General features: G+C 32.8%; 17 protein-coding genes. 12 read left to right on the top strand and 5 right to left on the bottom strand.

The features are described 5' to 3' along the window. Nucleotides 1-212: 212 nt before the first annotated feature. On the bottom strand, nucleotides 213-2309 hold the full coding sequence (locus CAB05_RS14945) for an LTA synthase family protein (protein ID WP_158093284.1): 2097 nt from the start codon (nucleotides 2307-2309) through the stop codon (nucleotides 213-215). Between the two features lie 365 nt (nucleotides 2310-2674). Here CAB05_RS14945 and CAB05_RS14940 point away from each other — a divergent pair, with 365 nt between their 5' ends. Further along, nucleotides 2675-3166: a hypothetical protein gene (locus CAB05_RS14940; RefSeq protein WP_088001176.1), complete on the top strand. Its 492-nt coding sequence runs from the start codon at nucleotides 2675-2677 to the stop codon at nucleotides 3164-3166. Between the two features lie 41 nt (nucleotides 3167-3207). Here the strand turns inward: CAB05_RS14940 and CAB05_RS14935 are convergent, their stop codons facing one another. Further along, the gene (locus CAB05_RS14935; protein ID WP_158093283.1) at nucleotides 3208-4602 is read right to left on the bottom strand and encodes a M48 family metallopeptidase; all 1395 of its coding nucleotides are present in this window, start codon (nucleotides 4600-4602) and stop codon (nucleotides 3208-3210) included. A gap of 260 nt (nucleotides 4603-4862) precedes the next feature. Between CAB05_RS14935 and CAB05_RS14930 the strand changes: the two genes are divergently transcribed. From CAB05_RS14930 to CAB05_RS14915, 4 genes are all read left to right on the top strand, one after another. Further along, nucleotides 4863-6179 (top strand): TcaA 3rd/4th domain-containing protein, encoded by a 1317-nt coding sequence (locus CAB05_RS14930; protein ID WP_088001172.1) that lies wholly within the window; start codon nucleotides 4863-4865, stop codon nucleotides 6177-6179. 501 nt (nucleotides 6180-6680) lie between these two features. Further along, complete coding sequence (locus CAB05_RS14925) at nucleotides 6681-7274, top strand: lysozyme family protein (protein ID WP_088001170.1); 594 nt, start codon at nucleotides 6681-6683, stop codon at nucleotides 7272-7274. 279 nt (nucleotides 7275-7553) lie between these two features. Continuing rightward, complete coding sequence (locus CAB05_RS14920; RefSeq protein WP_088001167.1) at nucleotides 7554-9989, top strand: SH3 domain-containing protein; 2436 nt, start codon at nucleotides 7554-7556, stop codon at nucleotides 9987-9989. Nucleotides 9990-10468: 479 nt separating this feature from the next. Then, complete coding sequence (locus CAB05_RS14915; protein WP_088001165.1) at nucleotides 10469-11854, top strand: Ig-like domain-containing protein; 1386 nt, start codon at nucleotides 10469-10471, stop codon at nucleotides 11852-11854. 118 nt (nucleotides 11855-11972) lie between these two features. Here CAB05_RS14915 and CAB05_RS14910 read toward each other — a convergent pair whose 3' ends face one another. The 3 genes from CAB05_RS14910 to CAB05_RS14900 form a co-directional block, all read right to left on the bottom strand. Further along, nucleotides 11973-15341, bottom strand: coding sequence for a S8 family peptidase (locus CAB05_RS14910; protein WP_088001163.1), 3369 nt, complete (start codon nucleotides 15339-15341; stop codon nucleotides 11973-11975). Nucleotides 15342-15908: 567 nt separating this feature from the next. Then, on the bottom strand, nucleotides 15909-16565 hold the full coding sequence (locus tag CAB05_RS14905) for a sugar transferase (RefSeq protein WP_088001161.1): 657 nt from the start codon (nucleotides 16563-16565) through the stop codon (nucleotides 15909-15911). Between the two features lie 309 nt (nucleotides 16566-16874). Further along, on the bottom strand, nucleotides 16875-18884 hold the full coding sequence (locus CAB05_RS14900) for an N-acetylmuramoyl-L-alanine amidase (protein ID WP_088001159.1): 2010 nt from the start codon (nucleotides 18882-18884) through the stop codon (nucleotides 16875-16877). A gap of 215 nt (nucleotides 18885-19099) precedes the next feature. Here CAB05_RS14900 and CAB05_RS14895 point away from each other — a divergent pair, with 215 nt between their 5' ends. The 7 genes from CAB05_RS14895 to CAB05_RS14865 all read left to right on the top strand — a co-directional run bounded on the left by CAB05_RS14895 (nucleotide 19100) and on the right by CAB05_RS14865 (nucleotide 26330). Continuing rightward, nucleotides 19100-19720, top strand: a complete 621-nt coding sequence (locus CAB05_RS14895; RefSeq protein WP_088001157.1) for a YigZ family protein — start codon at nucleotides 19100-19102, stop codon at nucleotides 19718-19720. Between the two features lie 89 nt (nucleotides 19721-19809). Then, nucleotides 19810-20829 carry an LCP family protein gene (locus CAB05_RS14890; protein WP_088001155.1) on the top strand — a complete coding sequence of 340 codons (1020 nt, stop codon included), beginning with the start codon at nucleotides 19810-19812 and terminating at the stop codon, nucleotides 20827-20829. Between the two features lie 292 nt (nucleotides 20830-21121). Beyond that, nucleotides 21122-22291: a sensor histidine kinase gene (locus CAB05_RS14885; protein WP_088001153.1), complete on the top strand. Its 1170-nt coding sequence runs from the start codon at nucleotides 21122-21124 to the stop codon at nucleotides 22289-22291. A gap of 163 nt (nucleotides 22292-22454) precedes the next feature. After that, nucleotides 22455-23081: a response regulator gene (locus CAB05_RS14880; protein WP_088001151.1), complete on the top strand. Its 627-nt coding sequence runs from the start codon at nucleotides 22455-22457 to the stop codon at nucleotides 23079-23081. A gap of 222 nt (nucleotides 23082-23303) precedes the next feature. Beyond that, nucleotides 23304-24146: a DegV family protein gene (locus CAB05_RS14875; protein ID WP_088001149.1), complete on the top strand. Its 843-nt coding sequence runs from the start codon at nucleotides 23304-23306 to the stop codon at nucleotides 24144-24146. Between the two features lie 139 nt (nucleotides 24147-24285). Beyond that, nucleotides 24286-25653, top strand: coding sequence for an ATP-dependent helicase ComFA (locus tag CAB05_RS14870; RefSeq protein ID WP_088001147.1), 1368 nt, complete (start codon nucleotides 24286-24288; stop codon nucleotides 25651-25653). Continuing rightward, on the top strand, nucleotides 25650-26330 hold the full coding sequence (locus CAB05_RS14865; RefSeq protein ID WP_088001145.1) for a ComF family protein: 681 nt from the start codon (nucleotides 25650-25652) through the stop codon (nucleotides 26328-26330). The genes CAB05_RS14870 and CAB05_RS14865 overlap by 4 nt, the downstream gene beginning before the upstream one ends. Nucleotides 26331-26354: the final 24 nt, after the last annotated feature.

The following is a 26354-nucleotide window of genomic DNA, read 5'->3' as shown; positions in this document are numbered from 1 at the left end:
AATAGTTGGTTCGAGAGTAATTGGAATGGAAGGTGCGAAGACTCCTATGGGAGATGCGGGAAACTTGAGACCCCGCAGGCTTGCCGAGGAGGCTCAGGGTCACGCCCCATGGAAAGCGAAGTACCTGGAATGGAAATCAACATTCTTTTTTAACAAGCCAAATTAAAAAGAAAAAGTAGAGTCTACATGACTCTACTTTTTTTGATATTACTTCATTTCACGCTAAGTTTTAACTCCGGTCCATCTACTACATTTTTCAATGTATCACTCATGTAAACTTTGATTGAAATGTCCTTGGCTTTTTCAAAATATTTCTTTGTAATAAAGAACTGAATTTTTGTTGGCGTACGGGAAGACAAACCGATCATCTGGTTATTGACTTTCACTTTTGTTAAGTTTGAAAAGCCCGTCCCTGTGATTGTAACTAATTGCTTACTTTCTTTAGCATTCAGTACTTTAGGTGAAACATCTTTTACCGTAAAATTTGGGTTTCCTAAAAAATAGGATAGATTCTTTAACTCGTTTTCATTTTGATACAAATACTGCTTACCCTTAAGGACATCGTATTGTAGTATCTCATAATTCATTAAAAACTTCGTTGATTCCTTCGAGTTCTTTTGGAACTTTGAAGGGAGAATTTTTGTTTGTCCATTATGAATGGAATCGGCTAAATATGAGAAATTCGTATTCATTTTGATATTTGCTAAGTCAAAAACGTATGGTGTTAAGAAATTACTACTAATCTCAATAGGTGACTGTTTTTGTAGCGTATTACTCCATATAAGTAATGGAACTGTATGCATTTTGATATAATCAGCCTTTGTTTCAGCATTCTTAATATAATTAGCATCCAAATAAACACTCATTTCATCACCAAGCATTGGCAGGTGATCTCCATAAAATACAACAATTGTAGGTTCATCTAATTTTTTTAGTGATTCAATTAATAATTTCAGCGCATGATCGATGTTTACTAAATTATGGGCATACGTATTTAAAATCTTCTTATTTCCTTCTTCTAATGGTAAATTCGTAGCGGAATCATTAAATTGCTTTTTTGGTTGATCGTAAGGGCCATGATTTTCCATTGTAACTGAATAGATATAGTCAGGCGTTGGTGTGTCTTTTATCGTTTGAATGATACGTTTACTAATTTCAGTATCCGATATGAATTTTGTCGTATCTGAAAGCTGTGCTTTTGTGAACGTTTCTCTTGTCTGAAACGAATTGAAGCCTAGCTTTTGATAAAGTTCTTCCCTGTGATAAAACCATGAATGATAAGTGTGAATACTCGTAGCAGTATAACCTTGGTCACGTACAATTCTTGCTGCGGAGTTTACTGGTTTATTAATGTAATTTTGAAATCCTAATGAAACAGAAGGAATAAAGTTTGTTGAAAGTCCTGTTAAAATTTCCAATTCCGTATTAATTGTTCCTCCACCATATACTGGTGTAATCATCTGTCCAGTTGTGTGTTCCTTTTGTAGTGAATGGAAATACGGTAAAGGATCATTTTTAAACACATTCTCACCTAATACGGTCGGATCAAAAAATGCTTCACTTTGGATAAACAAAACATTTGGTTTCTGCTCGTTGGTTTCATTTGATTTAGTGCTTTTAGAAGATTCCATAATTGAATCAATTGTTTTCTTTGTATAATTTGATGGTTCCTTAATAGATGAATTAATACTATTTAAAACGAACCCAAGCACACTGCCATTTGTCAGTGAGTTTACTTTTTGGCTCCAGCCAATTGATTCTATTTTTAAATGAGAATACAGATTGAATGGAATACCACCAATTAAAAAGCAAGCCAAAAGTATAGATATAATAGAAGAAATAAAATTTACTTTCTTACTTTCTTTATCCTTTTTAAGTAAAAAACTGACAATGAATCCGATTAAAGTGACGATCAATAGTATGCCAATCGTGAAGTATAATCCTTCAATTGAAATATACTGCGATATGTTCAGTGCTTCATTACGCAATAAAAAATCACTTGGTACAATCGGTTCTCCCCGTTTTTGCGTTTTCACTAAGCTAGCAAGCGCGAAAAAACTAAAGATCAAAAACAATATGGATTGCATGAACAGATAAGCTCTTTTTTTCAAAAAATAGAAGCTATTCATACATACAAATAAAATTAAATATTCAAAAGTAAAGTTCAGTGGAAATTCTTTTATCCAAATCCATACTTTTAGTAGTTGTTCTCTATATATACTCTCAATAAATAGTAGCGTCAGTAATGGTACTAAAATTGCAAGAATTACCTTACTATTTAATGTAAATGTTTTTCTCGAACTGTTCATTAAATCCCCCATCAATCCAATCGGAATCCTTTTTATTAATTTATTAATATAATTTACATATACTTAACAATCCTATTATACCAAATATAAATGCTTTAATTGACTGCACATTTATTTTTAGGAATTAGGTTACAACACGCTTTATGGAATCGAGCATCCAAGAGCGAAAACTTTTGTGTCGACTTTATTATAAAAAGGTTTCTATTAAATTAACGAAATTGCATATTTATATTGCATATCTTTCTAAACTTTAGGAACTTACTAAAAAATTTCAATATAATGAATAATGATTGTATAGCAGATTTAATGCATGATAGAATGGAGATGGTAAAATTTTCTTCTTTTTGGAAAGGTTTTTGATATGAATGTTAGCTTTTCGTAAACTGTTTAAAGGTATTAAAATTGTGGGTATTAGTTGTATGGCACTTACGTCTGTTTTTTACATAGCAGAAAAAGTATCAGGTTCTAGTAGCTTCAGCTTTCTATCTTCGCAAGTACCTCAAAGTCAAATCAAACAAAGAGGCGGAGTCATCCGTTTTGATCCTGATGGGATCTATCTTCACGCAAATGAAACTCATCATAGTGTCGGCATCATTAACGCATACATAAATCATAAGGGTGATTTAGAAATTGTCACTGAATCAGTCGCTCCAATTATTACAGCTAGTGCAAATCCAGATGAAACATTAGCTGCAAGGGGAATTTATGCAGGCTTAAGTGTAGGAAACCAGAAAACGATTGTCTCGTTTTCACAAAATGGAAGAAGATTAAATTTAAATAGCCCAAATGATTATGAAAAGATATCTGGTTCTAGTTCAAATGTTTGGGTTAGTTGGACTAGTAAACAAGGTTCATAGAAAAAAAGGATATGAGAATTTCTCATATCCTTTTTACTTTATTACTTGTTTAATAGTTTTAATATCTCTGTAGCCTCGTAATATTTTGCAGTATCTTTGAGTGTATCCCCATCGACGTTCACAATCATTAAATTCGCACCTTTGTCGACTAAGTGCTTAAAGGTTACAGCATTGTCATCATAAATTGTTTCGAAAATTGGCGTCTGTCCGTATGAATCTTTTATATTAATATCAGCATTGTATTCTAATAATAAATCGATTGCTTCCATATCTGACATTGAGGCAGCCGCATGTAGCACCGTATAATCCTCTTCGTCACCAATGGATGGATCTGCTCCATTTTCAAGTAACAGTTTTAGCATATCTAAATCGATGTAGTCTGTGTCAAGATAAGATGTTGCAATGATTGGTGATTCTCCTAGATCATTTTTTTCGTTTACGTCTGCACCTTCGTCGATTAATTTTTTAGCTTTATTAATGTCATTATCTAAAATAGCTAGCGTTAATGGAGTTTCTACATCTGGATCTATTTCAGTTTCGATTAAACCTTCTTCTTCAGCTATTTCTTGTGACACTTCTTCAAAAAATGTAACAAGTTTATCTGCTGAAAGTGTAATGAGTACAACCCCACCGATTGATAAAGCAACAGCCATTATACCAACTGCCAGCACTCGTTTAGGCGTTTTAAAAACGATATTATTTTCTATATTATTAAAACGGTACAAAGCAGAAATTCGTTTTGGTAATGTTGGGTGTGACATTAGTCGTTCACTTAACCAAATGAAAAATCCTTTTTCTCTACTGCTTTGGTACATATATTCCTGAATATCAATTGTATTGTAATACTTTCTACCAACTCCAAGCATTGATAGAGCTCGAGTTGATGCTTCAAAATCATTAATATAATGATTTGCCATGCGGTCACATGTATATTCGCATGCACGTGAATAAGCAGAACCTAAAAAAGGAATCCAGTTCCCTGGTAAAATTAAAGAGTTTTTAATAATATGATTTCGTTTAATATGAGCAAGTTCATGTGCGATTACAAAATCAACTACTTTTGGATCTGTTTCTTTCATTTCAAATAGGTCAGCATATAATACAATCATATTTCGTCCAAAAAATCTTGTGGCAAAAGCATTTAGAAATCCACCAGACTCCATTACATAAATATCAGGAAGTATATAAAAGCCCATTTCTTTTGCAATTTCCTTAGTTCGTTCAAAAATCTCAGGAAACTGCTTTTCAGTAATTCTTACACCGTTTGTTCGGATATGAGCAGTGTAAATTAAGTGTGCAATAATAGGGATGAGTACTAAAATTCCTAAAACAAAAATACCTACAATGCTCACGAATAGCATAATATACATTGGTATACTCGCTAGTAATAATAATATAAAATAGATGGTTTCTTTACGATTAACTAATGACTTCAAGCTACTTCCTCCTTTATTCACCATTCTTTAAGTGTACCAAGCAACAATAAGCCTGTCATTGAATTATTAAATTTTGATTAGACCAATTACTTCCAAAGTGAAAATTACATGAAAAAAGATAAAGATTTCTTTTTACCATGCTAATAAAATCTAGTATGATAGTTAATAGCTTTTTAAAAATATGAACTATTTCTACGGTTCTTAAAATATAACTCAATTAAAAGAAATTTAACTTGCGAATTAAGGGGAAAGTATAATAAATGAATAATCAACTAAGAGAGCAGGAAAAGACTTCGATTTCTCGAACGAGTATTCGAAATCATAAAATAAAAAAATCGTTGCCTCAAAATAAGAAAAAATGGATGATCTCGATTGCGGCATTCATTATCATACTGATTAGTGGGCATTTGATCGTAAAATCAATGTATACACCTGAACGAATGGTTAGATCATTCGAAAAAGCTGTTTCTGAACATAATTATAAAGAAGTTTCACATATTTTAGAGGAAGGTGGTACACGTGCCACACTTAATGAAAATTCAGTAAAAGCATTTATGGAGTATATGAATAGTTCTGAATTGATTAACCAAGTGGATGATTTAGTAAAAGATGGTGCAATTCAAAATGCTCAGTTAGTTGATAAAAACGGTAATCACGTGCTGACAATTGCTAAAGGAAATAAATTCTTAGGAATCTATCAAACTTATACGATTAGTGCGGAGCCATTTGAGTTAACAGTAACGTCTCCAATTGATGAGTTAGAGCTTCAATTAAATAATGAAACGACTCGTTTAAATAAAGATGAATATGAAAAGTCATATCAGAAAATTTTGCCTGGTAAATATTCATTATCTGCAATTTACCAAGGTGAATATAGTGAGGTTGAAGAAACAGTAGACTTAGATTTTTCAAAAGCTACTAAAAATAAACTAGAACAAGAATTAACATTTAATGTTAGTTATGTACAAGTTTATTCGAATGAACCAGATGCAAAGTTGTTCGTAAATGGGAAAGATATTGGTAAAAAAATAAGTGAAGTTGAGAAGTTTGGTCCGTTTTTATTAAATGGTCAAACGATTGTGCACGCAGAAATAGAATTAAATGGTGAAGTAATCAAAACAGACGAAGTACCGATTAATGGTAAATACATCGATTTATTGTTCAATACACCTACACAAAATGAAGAAAAGACCGAGGAAGATGGTGGATTTTTTGCAGGTATTAAAGACTTCTTTGATCGATACTTACCCGAATCAAAACCATCAACAAATAATTTAGAAGAAAAGCAATTCATTGACGGATTATTTAACCAAAATGGTCAGGCATTTTTAGAATCAGAAGAATATCAGAAAAAAATTAAAAAGAAAAATACAACACAAAAGCTTGTTAGCTTTGCGATGAAAAACTCAAAGCAAGACGATTCAGGTATGGTAATCGTGACAAATGAAACATATGAGATAACTGATAAAAAAGGAAAAACAAAAACGAAGTCATTTGAAATTACGTATCATTTTTCAAGAGTGGATGATGAATTAAAAATGGATCGTATTGAAGAAGTTAAGGAAATTAAATCATAAAATTATATTTTTGAAATAATAGCTTTTCTTCGGAGTAACTTTTCCAAAAATATAATGAATGGCAACTAATTAGAATGTTAATTAGTTGCCATTTTTTATTGACCATAATGACATAATTATGTAGAAAGAATGAAATGTTTTTGTTTTCCAAAAGGATAAATATGCAATTTTAATCAATGTTTACTTGTAAAAATAGAGAGATTGGAGCGAGACTTCTTTTGTGGAAGTGAGAAAGGTGAGAGCACGAGGAAATCGTATAGCTGGATTCAAAATGTAAGAATTTCTTTTGAAAAATGGCTCTTTTTTCTGTATAGTGTCAATTATTAATAAATACCAATATACAGATAGTACATTTTACTGATATATTACTAATATGTAATGTAACTTTTTTCTCAATTCGATTTCATTTATATGTAGTTTTCTAACATTGCTTTTTAATATGAAAATATACGTTATAATGAATAAAAAGACAGTAAATGGAGGTATTGAATTAGGGTTATAATGTTGAAATTTCTTAAGAATCTTTTGTTATTAACATTTCTATTAACGGTCGTTGGATCGTTTGCTATATATCGTTATTACTTTCATGATGTTTTGAAATATGAAAAACAAATCTATTCAGAGCTGCAGTCTGTTGGCTTGGAGCAGTATACCCCATTACTACTAGGTCTTATGATGCAGGAAACAAAAGGAAAAGGAACTGATCCAATGCAGGCTTCCGAATCACTTGGGCTAGCTAAGGACAGTATTAAAAGCTCCTCAAAAAGTATTCAGCAAGGCGTTATTCATTTTGCAGATGTTTATCAATATGGGAAAAAGCAAGGTGTAGATTTAGAGACAATTATACAAAGCTATAATATGGGGATATCTTATATTGATTTTGTAAAAGGGCACGGAGGGAAACATTCGGTACCACTTGCGAAGTCGTACTCGCTTTCAATGGTCGATACAAATCCGGAGCTATACACATGTAATAATGATAAGGAAAATTTCAGATATCCATATTGTTATGGAGATTTTACTTATAGTGACAAGGTATTAAAGAAAACAAAGTACTTTGAACTGTACGAAGCATTAAAGCATAGAGAAGCATAGTTCTAATGGTAAGAGATGAGCATCTTACTATTAGAGCTATTTTTATGTAAACAGTATGTCAAATTGATTACATTTTGTGATAAGCCAAAACATTTTTCGATTTTTTCCGATATAATTGGTAAATATACATAATTTATCCAATTTTTTTGTAAAAGTCAACTTTGTAGATTTAACTGTTATTCTATAAAACTACTAACATGAATCTCAACTTTACTTATTTTTTTAAGTAAAAAGGCTTTTATTTCTTAATGACGGTTGGAGAAAGGGGAGAGTGATTACATGAAAAATATTAGTAAAGCACTGATGGTGTCAGCGGGTATATTAGTGGGCACTTCTAGCATTCCTTTTCCTACAATGGGAATCGAAAAAACAGAGGCAAGTACTACGATTGAAAAAATGAATGGAAAGTTCCAAAATACTTCCAATCTAGTAATGAGAGAAAAACCAGGTACGAATTATAAAAAACTTCTTACAATACCAAAGGGCGCTATTTTAACAGTTACGTTAAAACAAGATAGATGGTATAAAGTTTCTTATACGTACCAATACAAAGGTAAAAATACAACTAAAACTGGTTGGGTAGATGGTACATATTTAAAGGAATATAATAAGTACACAACTCAGCCAACGAAGTATTATTTTACTAATAAAACAGCCAAGCTTTATTCGACTCCAGACACAAAGAAAAAAGAAGTCTACACGGTTGCTAGTAATAATGGATTTAGTAGCACACAATTAGTCCTAAATAGTAGCGGACAAACTTGGTACCGTGTTTATTACAAAGGTAAATACTTATACATCAACAATACTGATGTTGTTAATAACACGTTTACTACATTTAAGAATACAAAATATAAAGCAACGAAAGACACATACGTATATCAATATTACGGTACAATTTTCTCGAAACTTGTAAACGTACCAAAAAACACAATCATTTCAACAAGTAAAAAAATCGGTAATTTTTATTATGTATCCTATGGTGGCAAAAAAGGGTATATCAATATTGCTGATTTTACAAACAACATCAATGAAGTGAAATATGAAACGACACCTACGACCTACTACTTCACAAAAAACCTTACTAAATACTATATTGCTCCTGGAGATACGCAGGAAGTAGCCTCTATCGAAGGAAATAACGGATTTGCTTCTACACAAAAAGCAACTGATCAATTAGGGAAAGTGTGGTACCGCATTTCTTATAATGGACAAGATTACTATATTAATAGTGTAGATGTAACCGTAAATACATTCTCGACTTTTACAAATACAAATTATAAAGCTACAAAAGAAACATATATATACGAATCGTTCGGAAGCCAGTTTAGAAAGCTAGTAACAATCCCAATAGATACTGTAGTGGCATCAAGTAAAAAAATCGGAAATTGGTATAGTGTTACTTATAATGGCAAAACGGGATATATCAATATAAGTGATTTTATTAAAAGTGACGGTGTTACAGTAACAGATATACCCGATAAGAACTTTACAACAACAGCTGAATTAAATCTAAGAGCTTCATATGACGCATCATCTGCAATCCTTACAGTTATTCCAAAGTCAGCGACAGTTGTTGCGACACATAAAGCTTCAAATAACTGGTACAAAGTTACTTATAATGGTCAAACGGGATTTGTATCTGGTGCGTATTTAAAAGAAGTCACAACTGATCCGGGAATCAACCGTGATACTTACCAGTTTGTTGATTTACGAACTCAGTCATCTGTTACAGCAAAGCAAATTAATGATTATATAGCTGCCTATGTTAACTTAAAAGGTAAGAAAAGTGTGCTAACTGGCCAAGGACAATTATTTATTGACGCTGGAAAGCAATACGGTGTAAATGCACTTTACTTAGCTGCTCACGCAATCCATGAAAGTGGGTACGGAACGTCAGCGATCTCTTTAGGTAAATCAAATTTATTTGGATTTGGATCGTATGATGCCACTGCGTACATTGCTTCATACAAATTTACTTCAGTTAAAGAGAATATAGCTTATATTGCTCGTGAAATGAAAACGACTTATTTGAACCCGAATAACTGGAAGTATAATGGCGCGTATCTTGGTTATACGACAAAAGATGCAAATGGGAAAAGAATCGACTCCAAAAGTGAAGGTATGAATTTTTATTATGCTAGTGACTCAAACTGGGGAAAAGCAATCTCACAGCATATGGAAAAAATCCTTCCTTATGATAAGAACTATTATAAATCAGCACAAATTAATACAACGATTCCTTCAGCTCCAGTTAAACCTGAAGGTAGTGATGTATTCCCAGTCGGTATACAAGCAGTAGCAGACAGCAGTCTAAACCTATTCGCCAATAAAGGGGATACAACAAAAGTAAATACAATCACAACTGGAACAAGTTTTATTCTTTTAGAAAAAACGAACGACTACTGGGTTAAATTGATGATAGATGATACTGTCTATTGGACAAACACGATTAAATTTGATGTATATAATAGATACGTTTCAGTTAAAAACCTAGGCAGGATCCTAATAGATGGACTAAATGTTCGCTCAGCTCCAACTACTTCAGGAAATAATATTATTGCACAATTTAATCTAAATGATTATATAAACATTGTGACATTACCAAATGGAAGTCTAGAAATGGACTACACAAAAAGCTGGTATAAAGTCCAAATCGGTAATGGAATGATGGGCTGGATTTCAACTAGCTATGTGGCACAAGAATTGAAATAAGGATAATAGTGCCTTTTGATTTAATCTAAGTAGATTAAATGCCAAATGAACATTTAAGAAAATAGAAATCGAGTATGAAATCGGATAGATTTTGTACTCGATTTTTTTTTCATTTAAGAAGAAATTTATTAAAGTAGATCGTCTTCCAAAAGATTATGCTTAACACTTTTATAATCAAATGGTAAATATAGAGATAGATTGGAACGGAAGGATGCTCGACTCCTGTGGGAGATGTGGGACAGCTGAGACCCCACAGGCCGAATGTGCCGAGGAGGCTCAGCGCCCACCCCACGGAAAGCGAGCATCCTGGAGTGGAAATCGCCTAATATCAGAAATTTTTTAGACAGATTTAAAAATTCCACTTTTCCTTATTTTTAGTGATGAAAAAGAAATTACATGATACTATTAAAATTGGAAACTTAAAAACTATGGTAATATTTTCATATTGTTTACTATTTTAATAGATTGGAGAAAGTTACATGAAATCATTCTTACTAAAAGTAGGTATATTATCAGCTTTAACCGTTAGTCTATTTAATGGAACAGCATCTGCTGAAACAGCATCTGTTGATACAACATGGTCATCTAAATGTTCTACGCTTGGTCAAATAAAACAAAATGTAAATCCTTCTTTTCAACATATCAATTGTTTATTAACGAATGCTGCTGTTAATGCGGATATTCCACCAGAAGTAGTAAAGGCAATTGCTTGGAAAGAATCAGGTTGGAAACAGTTTGTAGATGGCAAACCACTTATTTCTGATGATAATGGAATTGGAATCATGCAAGTGACAGATGGTGGCTATGACACAGAAAAATTAAAAAAGGATATTGCCTATAATATTCAGATTGGTGTTAACATTTTAAACAGCAAATACAGTTTAAAAACAATGCCGAAAATTAAAGGTGCAAATCGTCATATGATTGAAAACTGGTACTTCTCAGTAATGGCTTATAATGGAATTAAACCGGTGAATAGCCCACTTATACAAGAAAAAGGTATAAGAAATAGTGGTGCTTATCAAGAGCAAGTATTTAAAATCATCGAAGAGCAAAGCTTTATAAGAGAAACGACATTAGCTCAAATGCCATTTAAAACAATTGACTTTGATTATGATCCAACTAGCACTGAAAATATTAAATTTTTAAATCTAGAATACACTGTAGCTAGTGAGCTTCATCAATCAGCTTATTTTTATAAATTAAATGAAAAGGTAGTAGTTACAGGAGATAAAGTAAAATTGAGACCTAATCCTACTAGTACTTCAACTTACATTAAGCAATTTACAAACCAAACTCCAGTCATTATGAATGGAGAATTTACGTACGATCAAACAAGCACTTCTAATCAATTTGTATGGATTCCAGTTAGAATAGATGGGAAAGTAAAAGGTTATGTTGCTTCTCCATATATCTATAAGATGAATCCTGTTGTAAGTGGTGTCACAAATGGTAAGTCCTATGGTAAAGCTGTAACAGTTCGTTTTAATGAGGGAACTGCAACATTAAACGGTAAAGCTTTTGCAAATGGTGGAGTTGTCAATAAAGCGGGTAGCTATACTTTAATTGTAAGAGACGCAGCGGGAAAAACAATGACTGTTAAATTTTCAATCGATTTAACACCACCAGCAATTCCAACTGTAAACAAAGTTACAAGTAAAACGATCAAAGTTATTGGAAAAGCTGAAAAATATTCAACTGTTGAAATTTATAGAGGCAGTTCACTTATTGGTAAAGCTACATCTAAATCAACAGGAAGCTTTACAGTAAAAATAAAGGCACAAAAGAAATCAACTATTTTAAAAGTCTACGTAAAAGATAAAGCAGGCAATACGAGTAAAGTAAAACCAGTGAAAGTTTTGTAAATGATAAATGGGAATGCGATGTAAAAGTGAATCGTCACTTTACATCGCATTTTTTTATGAACGATAACTAACGGAGAGTACAAAAAAAGAGAAGGTAATTTACCTTCTCTTTTTCATTTTACTGCTTTTTAATTATTAATTGATACTCGTCGAAGTCGGCAATACCGTTTGCTTCTTCTACTTTGAAGTAATAATTACCTTTTTTCAGAGCAATTTGTCCAACTTCAGCATCGTTAAATGTGTAGCGGTCAAAAGTTGCAAGACGTTTTCCTTTACTATCATAGATTGATAGTTTTCCATTCATACCAGGAGCCGGCATGTCTAATGTGAATGAAACAGTACGTGCTTTATCGTTCACAAATCTAAAGAAATCTTTATCTCCATTTGCTACATTCGCATTTAAATAGCCATAACCTGCATATGTGCTAGAGCCAGCATATTTTAACGGAAGCAAAATAGATGGTAAACCATAACGATATTTTGCTTTAGCATCTTCATCAGCTCTTGTCATTGAGTAGAAGCGGAATCCATATTCATGAATGTTTGGAATATCAGTGTATGCATTTGCTACTTCTATAAAATAACCATGGTTTGGTTTTGCTTGGAATGAACCTTTTGTAAAGTCACCGTAGTTTTGATAGAAATTACCTTTTTCTTGTTCAGTTCCATCTAATTTTTTATTGCCATTTGAATCTTCGTAAACAGTGATATTAATTGGTAAATCTTCTGTTAATACTTTTGGTATTGTCCCCGATTCATCTTCAGAAAGAGGGAATGCCATAAATTCGAAGCCTTTTAACACTGTACTCGTACTAGTATTTTTAAAGTAGTAATAATCAACATCATTAGATGATGAGAAGTTACCAGTTAATTCATTATAGCTCTTAATTGAACGTGCAGTTTCAAAGCTATTGTTTGGTTCGAAATCATCATCAGCGCTTTCACCATGTGGTTTTAATGACAATTTATAAGATAAGTCAGTAACACCATTAAAAGATGAAACACGAACATAATACGTTACACCATTATCAAGTCCAGTAAATATGTCTTGATTATTTTCATTATAAGTACGATCTGTGAAGTAGTTATTTGAAGATGAAATATACTCAAACACTTTCTTTTCTGCGTTATATGCATATAAAGATGCAGTTAATTGCTGTTCTTTTTTTGCATTTAAATTTAATTGTACAAATTGATTTTTCGTAGTCGTGAATTTATACCAATCGGCATCGTTATCTGATTGAATATATGCAGTTTGAGATGCATTTTGGCTAATTGTACGAGCATTCTCTACTATTTGTCCTACATCGCTTGAGTCGACGAAACCAACATTTTGAGTTAAGAAGTTTGTATCATCAACATTCACACTGTTTGTTAATCCATCTTCATCATTTGGAAGTGATAAATTAGACATTGTAAAATGAACATTTTCTAATGAACCTGTATATGGAACAGCTGAACCAGGTTGCTCATCATATTTTGGTAAAGTAAATACAGTACTTGATGCACTTGATAATTCAATTACATAAGATGTATCTTTTGAGAATGAATAAGCTGCTTTTTCTCCATCGCTTTTTCCATTATTATCGATTGAAAATAAAGGTAATGGTTGTACTGTAGCAGACGAAGCAACATAGTCATCCCAAGTTGATTTTTCATACACATTAATCGAGCTGTTTACACCAGGAATTGCATCAAGACCCATTAAGACCGATTGATCATCAGTTGGTTGGAATGCAAGATATTTAGTGCCTGTTGCGCCCTTATTAAATAGTTGAAGTGATAAGTTATTCGTATTGAACGGTAACTGCGTGACAGGTAAAGGATTCGTTTTTGTTGCAGTATCTTCATTAGTATTAGCTTTTTGTTTAATGCCTAACGTAAATGTAGATTTACCTTGAAGACTATATCTAGCGTTTTTATCACTAACTTCGATAACAAGCGTACCATCCTTAGTTGCTTCATAAACTGTTCCTTCAGTTTTTCCAGCAAGTACTTCATCAATTACGATTGGTTTTGACGATTTTGTACTTGTGCCTTCATAAAAACGAAGTGAAAGCTGATCATCATAATCATTCGCCATTTTTAAAGTTAGTCCAATCGCATCGCCACTCTTAACATTTACTTTATAGCGATTCGTTTGATGTGGTTTTGTAATTGAACCGTTAAATGTTGCTACATCGCTTCCTGTTAAAGTAACAGTTGATGCGCTTGATAAAATCCCTGCATCAGATGTTTTTTTATAAGAAACTAAATTCTTTATATTATAAGATAATGCTTTTACAGGATCGACTAAACCATACCCGTACTTAATATCATAACCAGTTGTGCCACGGTCAGTAGCAGTTTCTTCTAATATTTGCTCTACATCATAAGATGATAGATTTGGATATTTTGTTTTTAATAGAGATGCAATTCCACTGACAACTGGAGTTGCCATTGAAGTACCACTTAAATAGTAATATGTGCTACCAAGTGTTGAGTCATAAATTGTACTATAAATAAACTCCCCAGGAGCAACAACATCTACACCAGGGCCAAAAGTAGAGAATGATGCTAGCTTGCGTTGGTCATTAGTAGCACCGACTGAAATGACACCGTCATATGATGCAGGATAGCTATATTCATTAATGCCACTATTTCCAGCGGCAGCAACGACTACTACACCTTTGCTAACTGCGTATTGGATTGTATCATCAAGTAATTGGCTGTACATTGATCCACCAAGACTCATATTAATGACTTTAGCGCCTTTTGAAACTGCGTACAGTATTCCCTCTGAAATTGTATAATCCGATACATACTCATTTCCATCAAATACATTCACAGAAAGAATTTTTGCATTCGGGTTCACGCCATATGCACCTAATTTATTGTCCTTAGTTGCGGCAATAATACCAGCGACATGTGTACCATGATATTCTCTAGCTCCAACTGTAGCAGGATTCACTACATTATAAGAACCTTGAATTCTACCTGCTAAGTCAGGATGTTTCGTATCGACACCTTGGTCAATAACAGCAACCGTAATAGGCTTCTTGGCTACCAGCTTTTGAGCAGAAGAAATTTTAAGCTGCGATAAATGATAAGCTTCACTTTCTTTTGGATTAGCAGTAGTAGACATAGCTTTATATTGTACACTTGGTGAAACAGACGTAACATTATCATACTTATTATAGACTGATAGAGCAGTAGCTAGTTTTTTGCCATTTTGAATTTTCACAATATCATAGCCAAGTGATGGGAATGATTTAACAACATTCATCCCTGCACTTCTATGTATAGATGAAGAAACAGTACTTTTATATTTAACGACGTATGTTGTTTCACTAGTTTGGTTTTTGTTATTTAAAAAAGGTAGTGGAGCGCTTTTTTTAACGAAGTTTGCTTTAAATGGTTCCTTTTTTGTAGCTGCATAGATTGAGTTAGTTGAAAGTAAACTAGCTGCAAGTGTAAAAGCAGTAGTATACTTTAGAATTTTTCTCAAACATACCCCTCATTTCAATTTTTTTCTAATATTAAGAATTAGTAGACTTAATTATACTAAATTATTTGTCAGAGCCGTTATACTTTTATGAAATAATTTTTTTAATGATTGTAATAATAGAGTTTGAGTTTTATGGCAATACGAGGATAGATACAAAGAAAAGATAGCTGTAAACATAATGATGATGGATATGTGGATAAAGATGTGGATAAATAAAGTGGATAAGTAATGATAACAGTGGATAGGTCTAATGTAGTTTATTTAGTGAAAACATAAGAAAATTCGTCAAAATAATCTGAAGTAAACATGACGTTAGAACTATCGTTGGATTTGCATAACCAGGATTGAACTAGTTTGATCAATCAGAGAAAGATCAACTTGTTAACACTTTACAAACTTATAAACAGTTTACTTGTGGATAAACAGTTCTATTTATCCACAGAATGTGTATAACTGTGGAAAAATGCATGAGAATTGTGGAAAACATTTTTTAGGCAAATTAAAAAGAGAGCATTTATGCTCTCTTTTTGTCTAATCATGTCATTTTTAAAAATTATACTCTTTTAACTATCTCGCACCTTCGCCAGTTAAAACGACTTTAATTGTTTTAAACATAATTCTAATGTCTAACAATATTGATTGGTGTTCAATATAGTATAAATCTAAATCTAATTTTTCTTTTGGTGTTAATTCATAACCACCATTCACTTGTGCCCAACCTGTTAGACCTGGTTTAACAGCTAAACGATTAGTGAATCCAGGTACTTCGTGATTGAATTTCACTAAAAAGAAAGCTCGTTCCGGTCTAGGTCCAACAAGACTCATATCCCCAAGGATTACGTTCATAAATTGAGGTAGTTCATCAATGCGTGTCTTTCTAAGAAAGTGACCTAATTTAGTGATTCGAGGATCATCTGTACTTGCCCATTGTGGTCCATTTACTTCTGCATCTAATCGCATCGTTCTTAATTTGTATATTTTAAAGATTTTACCGTTTAATCCTACTCGTTCTTGAATGAAAAGAGCAGGTCCTGGTGAATCAATTTTAATTAACGCAATAAAGAACAAAACGAATGGAGCAGTAATGATAAATGCCATTAATGCAAGGATTAGATCCATTGATCTTTTTATAAATGAATAAACAATACTTTTTCTTTTAATGGATTCAAATACTTGAAATGAATAACCCGTTTCAAGTTTTTGCTGAGTATTCTGTAAGGCCATATAAACACCCCAGTTAATAATTTAGGCCATCTTTTGCAAATGTGTGCAACCTGTCCTAATGTATAACGTCACATATATTTAACATCATACCAATTATATAGGTTAACAGAAAAAAATCAATTGTTTTTCTGTTACAACTTTATTACTATGCCTCAAAAAGCTAACACAAGGGTACCTTACAGCCATAGTGTGTCCATTAACTGTAGTACTCAGCATGTCATTTTATAGAAATTGTTGAATGTCGACTTTTAGGATAGTATTACTATCTTTACATACAATAATGTAAATCATACATCAATGATGAAATTTCTAATAAAGTCGATAGCTTGACACATCGCTACCTTTTGACTCGAAAAAGTCTAAAATGCCCATGTAAATGGCTTCAGCTGCAATTTGTCTCCAATATGGAGAGCCTAATTTATTAGCATCATTTTTATTCGTAATGAACCCTAATTCAGTTAAAACTGCAGGTAAATTGTTTGATCGGATGACTTGGAAATTACCGTGCTTTGCACCGCGATCTTGTAATTGATAGGATGCAACCATTCGCTTTTGGATAAAATTTGCTAATGTTTTACTATCAGTAATATACGGGTTTGTTTTAGAAGCTGTTGGTTCAAGTACAGATGTGATTGAACTTTCCTTTGAAAAGAAAGTAGGATAATTTGTCTTTGCTGCATTTATATTTGTTTTGTTGATAGCTGATGATTTTATACCATAATAATATGTTTCAAGGCCACTTGCAGAAGAGCTACCTGCATTAGCGTGAATGCTCACAAATGCATGTGCTTTTTTGGAAATCGCAAGAGCTGGACGCTGATCCAATGGGATGAAAATATCCTTTGATCTAGTTAAATAAACATTGTAAGGGGTCAAATCATTAAATAATGTCTCAACTCGCTGACTAACGTCTAAAACAACATCCTTTTCCTTTAATCCGCCAATTCCAATCGCACCAGTATCTTTACCTCCATGACCAGGATCAATTACAATCGTTTTTATTTGTGTAACTGGACTCTCAATAGATGGTTTGAATGACACAAATAAGTCTTGTGGGCTTTTTCGGTTATAAGTACGAACTGTAAGTTGATGTATATCCTTTGAATTTGAATAGAGCGTATCATCACTTACATTAACTGAGAGCTTTCTTAAAGGTTTCTTGCCATCTTTCCATTCATATGCAATTTGCTTACCATCCAGCCAAACACCAACCCCTTCGCCCGATTTATATTCTAGATGATAAGTTCCTGCCGGCAATCTTTTATATGTAATATACCTAGCACTATAATAATTTTTGGCAACGACACTTGGAATCGTACTACTGCTCTCATTATTAGCCTTTAATAGTATATTTGGACTTTGACTGGTAATGACTTGCTTACTTACAGGTAATCCAATTGAGCTTGTATTGTTAAAATAATAAGCGACCCAATTAGAAAATGGTGTTATTGCTGAATGAATAGCGGCTTCACCACCGTTAGAGTCAGCATAGTCTGTTTTCACTATATGTTCTCCAACGGATACATTTTCAATAACTGCATTATTAAGCATATTAGTGCTTGTTGGATTTGATTCTAAAATTTTTTGTTCATCGAAAAATATGCTTGCAAGATCTTCTGTATAAAGTGTTGCAAAATAGTCTCCTTGTTTATACATACTTGAATGAATAAAATTCAGATGGAAAAAATCGAATGCTTGACCAATTGGAGAATAATATCCCCAATTATAAGAAATATCTCTTTCATTTAAATTAACAGTTTGCTGTATTGGTTTTAGTGTGAAGTTTAAAGTAGGAATGCTTTGAAAATTTGAATGAACCAATTGAATTGTATGGATATCACGTGATGTGGATTTGTTTAAAAGCTCTGTAATCAGTATTGATTTCTTAATTTTCTTTGAGGTTGATATCGCTTCGTCTTTAAAGAATAATTTGTTATCGACATAAATTTCTAATTTTCCTAGGAATTCACCCGATACATAATATTTACCACTATGGATCTTGGTGGTTGTGGTAGATCGTATTGATTTCAAATTGTTCAATTGTGACTGATCAAATTTAGGATACGAAAATTTGATTGGAGATGCAGCAGTCGTTGTAGTCGAAGATTTTATTGTATTCCCATTGTTGAAGAATAACATATCCCAATTAGCTAAAGGTGCTTCAGGTATCTGCTTGCTAGCTATTGGTTCTTCATATTCTAAAGGACTGGCTTTGGATGGAAGTGGATAATTAATGAAACATAAACAGATTAAAATCATTAAAAAACCGTGCTTTCGATGCTGTGAAAAAATCATTTTTATATCTTTACATTTCTTCATTTTACTTTTTCAAATGACTCCCTTCATTTATTTTTTAGAATCTTCTTACTATTATGTTACTGTATCAAACCTTGTCAGTAAATACTAAGATTTGTCGATTATTAGTGTTTTTTAAGGAAGGGAATCAATAATTGTAGTAATATAATGAAGTGTGCTGATGGTTTGCGAAAATCTATGCTTTTTTATAAGGTTAATTTGAAAGGTTTGGTGTATAAATGCTACCGAATTATTTTACAGTCCGTGGCTTTGGTAGTCATGAAATTGAAATCGAAAAATCTAGATTTATTTGTTATATAAATGAAGTAAAGAGTGAACAAGATGCTCAACAATTTATTTTAGAAATTAAGAAAAAGCATTCGGATGCAAATCACAATTGTTCTGCCTATTTAATTGGTGAGAAAGATGAAATCCAAAAGGCAAGTGATGATGGTGAACCTAGTGGAACAGCAGGAGTACCAATGCTAGAGGTTTTAAAAAAACGTGGATTAAAAGATACAGTCGTAGTAGTAACTAGATATTTTGGTGGTAAAAAACTAGGTGCTGGTGGACTAATAAGAGCTTATGGTCAATCAGTTAGTGAAGGTTTAAACGAAGTTGGAATTGTAGAACGTACTTTAGTAAAGGTTATAAATGTAAGAGTAAGTTATAAATTATTAGGAAAAGTTGAACATGCTCTGCGTAACTCAAACTACCATTTAGAAAAAGTTAATCACCTTGAAGAAGTTGAGTTTGAACTTTGGATAAAGATTAATGAAGTGAATACTTTTACCGAGTGGATGGTTGAACTTACAAATGGTAGTTGCGATATATCTGAAAGTATTGTTAAATACATGTAGAAGTTTTCACATTTTGATCAATTATGACAATTTATGATTTAATCCATATCGTTCATTTATATTATCGTTAAAGGAGGTCTATTCGTAAGATGAATCAGTCTCGAAAAATGACCAAAAAAAGAAGGAAACGTAAAAAAAGCTTTATAGGTAGATTATTTTTATTGATTTTGATTGCTGCATTAGCATTTATTGGATATCAAGGAGTTAAAACATATCTTGAGTTAAATAAAGCTACAAATGGTGAAGAAATTAGTTCAAAATTACGAGATGGCGAAGTGAAAATATCAAAGGATCCAATCTCGATTCTGTTTTTAGGTATTGAAAATTATTCTACTGGAGGAAAAGGTGGACGTACTGACTCCATGATTCTTGCTACCTTCAATCCGAAAGAAGAAACGATTAAAACGATGAGTATTCCACGTGATACGTATGTGAGTATACCTGGTTATAGTGAAAAAACGAAAATCAATCACGCGTATTCTTATGGTGGATTACAACTTACAGTTGAAACAGTTGAGGATTTCTTAAATGTTCCTATCGACTACTATGTAACGGTTGATTTTAAAGGATTTAAAAATATTGTTGATGCTGTTGGTGGTATTGATGTTGAAGTACCATTCGATTTCTGGGAATACACAGATACGAATCCACGTCAGAAGCTTTATTTCGAAAAAGGAATGATGCATTTAAATGGACAAGAAGCTTTAGCGTACTCTCGAATGCGTAAGCGTGATCCACGTGGTGATTTTGGACGTGAAGAGCGTCAACAGCAAGTGATTAAATCGATTTTAAGTGAAATAAAATCACCTGAAACAATTGTTAAAATGGATGATTATGCAAAAGTGTTTAGTGATAACATTAGTACAAATATGAAAATTTCTGGTGGGATTTCATTAGCAAAACACTTACCAAACATAAATGATAAAGACTTCGAAACGTTAAAAATTGAAGGGTATGATGATACAATAAATGGAATCTATTACTATGTTCCTTATGAAGATAATATCAATGAGGTATCGAGTAAATTCCGAGTTCATCTGGATTTAGATAAACCTTCACCAAATAATTCAGTTGATGATAGTAGTTCATCAGAAAATACAAATCAATAAGTGAGAAAAGGACCAGGTTCATTTGAGAATCTGGTCCTTTTTGCACTTGTCTTTGTAATACTTTTGTAATCTTTGTGAATCATTTGTTAAAAATGTCATGATGCACCTTGTATTTTTTAAAACTTATTATAAAATAACAATGTTAGGTAACAGAGAATAAAGTATAATCAAAATATATTTAAATTTTTGTTTAGTTTAAATTTTTGTACAATTATATTAAAGATTGCATTATAATGAATACATATACATAAATTAGCAGGGCTCAATGTTTTGGCTAATGGGGGATTTGTAAATGACAACAAGAAAAATGGACAAGCAAACGCTAGATGAAGTTATGAATAATATGATTACAACTGTTATTGATAGTAAGTCACAGGTGTTTGATATTGTTGAAGACACTCGGTCAGAATATGAGAGATTGAGGATTGAACTTGAGGAAGTAAAGGTACAGGTAGTAGAAAAAATTGAGAACACTGCAAGATTGGATAATCTTGTAAGAGCTGCAAGGCAAAAGCTAATGGAAGTAGATGGAGATTTTAAGAGATATACAGAGTCACAAGTAAAAGACGCTTATGAAATGGCTCAAAATATTCAAGAACAACACATTCTTTCGTTAAAAGAAGAAAAAGTGTTAATCCATCGCCGAAATGAGTTGGAGCGCAGACTACAAACTTTACTTGAACAGTTAAGAAGAGCGGAGTTATTAGTTGCACGTATTTCAATTATCTTAAACTATTTAAAAACAGACTTCCAACAAGTTAGTCAAATGCTTGAAGATGCAAAACAAAAGCAAGCTTTTGGTTTTCAGCTGATCCAAGCGCAGGAAGAAGAGCGCTTAAAACTTTCTCGTGAGATTCATGATGGTCCTGCTCAAATGTTAGCCAATATATTAATGAGATCAGACTTTTTAATTAAAACCTATCGTCAAAGACCGGAAGAAGATGCGATTAAAGAATTAAGAGATATGAAGGAACAAGTACGTAGTGCTTTAGGTGAAGTACGACGAATTATCTATGATTTACGTCCAATGGCATTAGATGATTTAGGCTTAATTCCAACTTTAAGTAAATATTTGAAATCACTAGAAGACTATAACCATATTTCAATACAGTTCGATTATTGTGGCAATAATGAAAGAAGACTTGATACCAAGTTAGAAGTAGCTATTTTCAGATTGATTCAAGAAGCAGTTCAAAATGCTTGTAAACATGCGAATCCATCAACCGTCATTGTTAAAATAGAATTTTTAAGAAATAAAATTAATGTATTAGTAAGAGATGATGGAGTTGGCTTTAATATTGAAAGCGGTGAAAAAGAAAATTCTTTTGGTTTAGTCGGAATGAAAGAACGCGTAGAACTGTTAAATGGTGATTTTAAAATTGACTCAAAATTAAATTTCGGTACAACGATTCGAATCACTTTAGAAATCGAAATAGATGCCGAACAAAAAGTAGAGGTATAAGAAGAAACGTCTGAAAATTTATAAAAGTGAATTTTTCAGATTGACCAATTTGCAGATTTAAGTCGAATAATTTGTAAATATATGTTAAAATATACTATATTTTAGAAATAATTACCAAAATTACCATATAAACAAACTAGAATAATAGCAGAGGAGTAATAAAATGAAAACTAGAATCGCCATAGTGGATGATCATAAACTATTTCGTGAAGGAATTAAAAGAATTCTAGATTTTGAAGAAAGTTTTGATGTTATTGCAGAAGGTTCTGATGGTACTGAGGTTGTCGCAATTATGGACGATCATCAAGTAGATGTATTTATTATCGACATCAACATGCCAAATATGAATGGTGTAACAGCAACAAAAGCTTTATTAGAAAAATACCCTGATGCTAAAGTAATCATTCTTTCAATTCATGATGATGAATCATATGTAACTCATGTTCTTAAAGTAGGAGCTAGAGGTTATTTATTAAAAGAAATGGATTCGGATACGCTTATTGAAGCAATTAAAGTTGTGACAAAAGGTGGATGCTACTTGCATCCGAAAATTACTCATAACTTAGTTGAAGAATTTCGTCGACCACTACATTTACTTACAAGAAGAGAATGTGAAGTTCTTCAAATGTTAGCTGATGGAAAAAGTAATCGTGCAATTGGCGAAGCGTTATTTATTAGTGAGAAAACTGTAAAAAACCACGTAAGTAATATTTTACAGAAACTAGAAGTAAATGATCGTACACATGCTGTAGTAACGGCGATCCGTAACTCATGGGTTGAAGTGAAATAGTTTTAATAAGAAAATATTTAAAGCAGAGTATCGTTATGGTGCTCTGTTTTTATTTTCATCATTTATCGTGTTAAAGTATAATAAGTACTTCTGATCAAGTGAGTTGTCGAAATAACTCATAGTAAAGAGAATAAATTACAATGATTTTACATACTAAATTGTGTAAAATGAAACTATTAAATACATAGTGCTAGATTACTATTCGCAAGAAAGGACATAACAATGAGAACTGCAATCGTTACAGATAGTACGGCGTATATACCTCAAGAGCTGAGGGATTCTTTAGATATTCACATGCTTCCTCTTAACGTTATTTTTGGTGATGCATCTTACCAAGAAGAAGTTGAGATTACAGCAGAACAATTCTTTTTAAAAGTTCGAGAACAAGAAGAGTTACCCAAAACTTCTCAACCTGCTTATGGTGAGATTATTAATAAATTTGAACAGCTTTCAAAGGAATATGACGCAGTTGTAGCAATCAGCTTATCAAGTGGAATTAGTGGTACATATCAAAGCTTTGTATCAGCTGGTTCAATGTTTGATGACTTAGAAGTAGTAGCTTATGATTCTGAAATTAGCTGCATGGTTCAAGGTTTTTATGTGATTGAAGCTGCACAAATGGCGGCTAAAGGTGCAGAGCCTACTGAAATCATTGAGCGATTGGACGAAATGAAAAAAACAATTAATGCATATTTCATGGTAAGTGATTTAGGTCATCTACAAAGAGGGGGACGCCTTTCGAGTGCACAAGCATTTGTTGGCAGTCTACTCCAGGTAAAACCTGTCCTTACATTTGAAAATAAACAAATCGTTGCTTTTGAAAAAATACGTACAGAAAAGAAAGCGATGAAACGAATATTTGAATTGTTTGGTGAGGTTGCCTCAAAGGGTGAAAAAATGAAAGCTGTTGTTATTCATTCAAGCCGTGAAGCAGACGCAAAAGAGATTGCAGAACAGCTTCATGAACAATACCCAAATGTAGAAATTGAAATTTCATATTTTGGACCAGTTATTGGAACGCATCTTGGAGAGGGTTCGTTAGGATTAGGCTGGTACGTAATTTAAAAATCTGATTTATTTTACTTTGGAATGCCCCTATAATTGGGGCATTTTTTTATTGTAAAAATTAAATTTAGCTCTTCATCTTCTTCTGATTACGAATGCGTGTTACAGTTCAACTAATTCTAAGAAAGAAGGCGAACGAATGAACCAAGAAACTGCTCAAAACAAATACCTATATGTCGGAAGAAAGCTCCCTTATCATCAAATAATGAATCCACAAGAAATTCCTTCAACGAGTAAGATCATCCAAGCTGTTCAAAAAAATAAGGTCACTTATCAATGTTTTCGATGTGGCAATCGTGAACAAAACTATTTTTGTAGTCACTTTTGTGCAAGATGCTCTTCAATGTGTACATACTGTCGAAAGTGTATCGTGATGGGCAAAATGACAACTTGTACAAAATTGATCGTAAACGAATTAGACATGAAAAAGGAAGATCAAAGAGGTGGCTTAGAATGGGATGGAAAACTATCCCCGCAGCAAAAAGAAGCATCACTTAAAGTGATGGAAGCAGTAAAGGGCAATACAGATTTACTATTATGGGCAGTATGTGGAGCAGGAAAAACAGAAATGTTATTTGAAGCGATAGATGTTGCCTTACAAGAAGGGAAATTTGTTTGTATTGCAACTCCTCGTGTAGACGTTGTAATAGAATTAGCGAAAAGATTTCAAACTGCTTTTCCAAAAACACCGATCGCTATACTTTACGGCGGAAGTGAAGATAAATGGGAGGGGCAACGAATCACAATTAGCACAGTTCACCAATTGATGAATTTTAGACGTATATTTCATCTCCTCATAATCGATGAGGTTGACGCTTTTCCATATAATATTGAAGAACATCTGCACTGGGTAGTTGATGAAGCAAGAACAAAAACCGGTTCGACGATCCAATTAACAGCAACCCCCTCAACGAAACAACAACACTTGGCGCACCGCGATAAAATTGAATACGCAATGGTCCCCGCAAGATATCACCGACAGCCACTCCCTGTTCCAGACTTTCAATGGATTGGAAATTGGCGAAAAACAATTCAAAAAAACAATAAACTACCAGCTCCCTTAATGAAGTGGCTCCAAAGTATATTGAAAGCAAATTCCTCTATTTTTTTATTTATTCCAACGATTGATATAAGTAGTGCTGTTGAAGAAGCAGTGAAAAAGCTAACGGTTAAAACAACATCAGTTCATAGTCAAGATCCACTTAGACATGAAAAAGTCAGTGCGTTTCGAAATGGAGATGTCAGCGTTTTAATTACAACAACCATTTTAGAGCGTGGTGTGACAATTAAGAACAGCCAGATAGCTGTACTAGGTTCTGATGAAGAAATTTTTACGGAAAGCGCACTAGTCCAAATTTCAGGAAGAGCAGGACGACATATTGATTATCCTTCTGGAGAAATCATGTTTTTTCATAATGGCATTAGTGAAGAGATGGTACGAGCAAAAAAACAAATATTGCAAATGAATCAACTTGGATTTGAAAAAGGATGGTTAGATAAAAAATGATTTGCATCTACTGTGATCGTAAATTTACAGAAATATTTTCTCTACATCAATTATTCTTCAAGCGTAAAGAGACTGCTTGTATTCAATGTTTAGCTAAATTTGAAAAAATAGTTGGAGCTGTTTGTGAAAGATGTGGTAGTGTTTCAGGGGAAAAAAAGATATGTGTCCAATGTAATGAACTTGTGGAAAGTAATCTTAATCAAGTGTTAACATTAAACCGTTCAATTTTTCTATACAATCCTGAAATGAAAATTTGGATGAACCGTTATAAATTTTACGGTGATGTTACATTAGCAACAATGTTTATTACAGATTTGCAAGAATACTATGAAAAGTATTTTAAACGGTTTAAAATAATAGTTCCTATTCCTCTTAGTGAGGAAAGGTTACAAGAAAGAGGTTTTAACCAAGTTGAAGTGCTTGCGGAGCTTGCTGGGTTCAAATTAACGAGATGCCTTCAGAGGGTTCATACGGAGAGGCAAAGTAAGCTAAATCGAACTGAGCGATTGAACCGTGAACAAATTTTTTCATTCTGCGGAGGGGAAAAATTTCAAAATGTGCCGATATTACTTTTAGATGATGTCTATACAACTGGGAAAACAGTCGGAGATGCTGCAATCGTTTTGTTACAAAATGGTGCTAGCGAGGTATTTTCACTCACTTTAATTCGTGCGTAAAAATTGGTAATTTGTCATGTGAAA

This window comes from Gottfriedia solisilvae (genome assembly GCF_002128405.1).
Classification (GTDB): Bacteria; Bacillota; Bacilli; order Bacillales; family Bacillaceae_G; genus Gottfriedia; species Gottfriedia solisilvae.
Note: the sequence above shows the minus strand (reverse complement) of the source record. Positions and strands in the feature narration are given on the sequence as shown.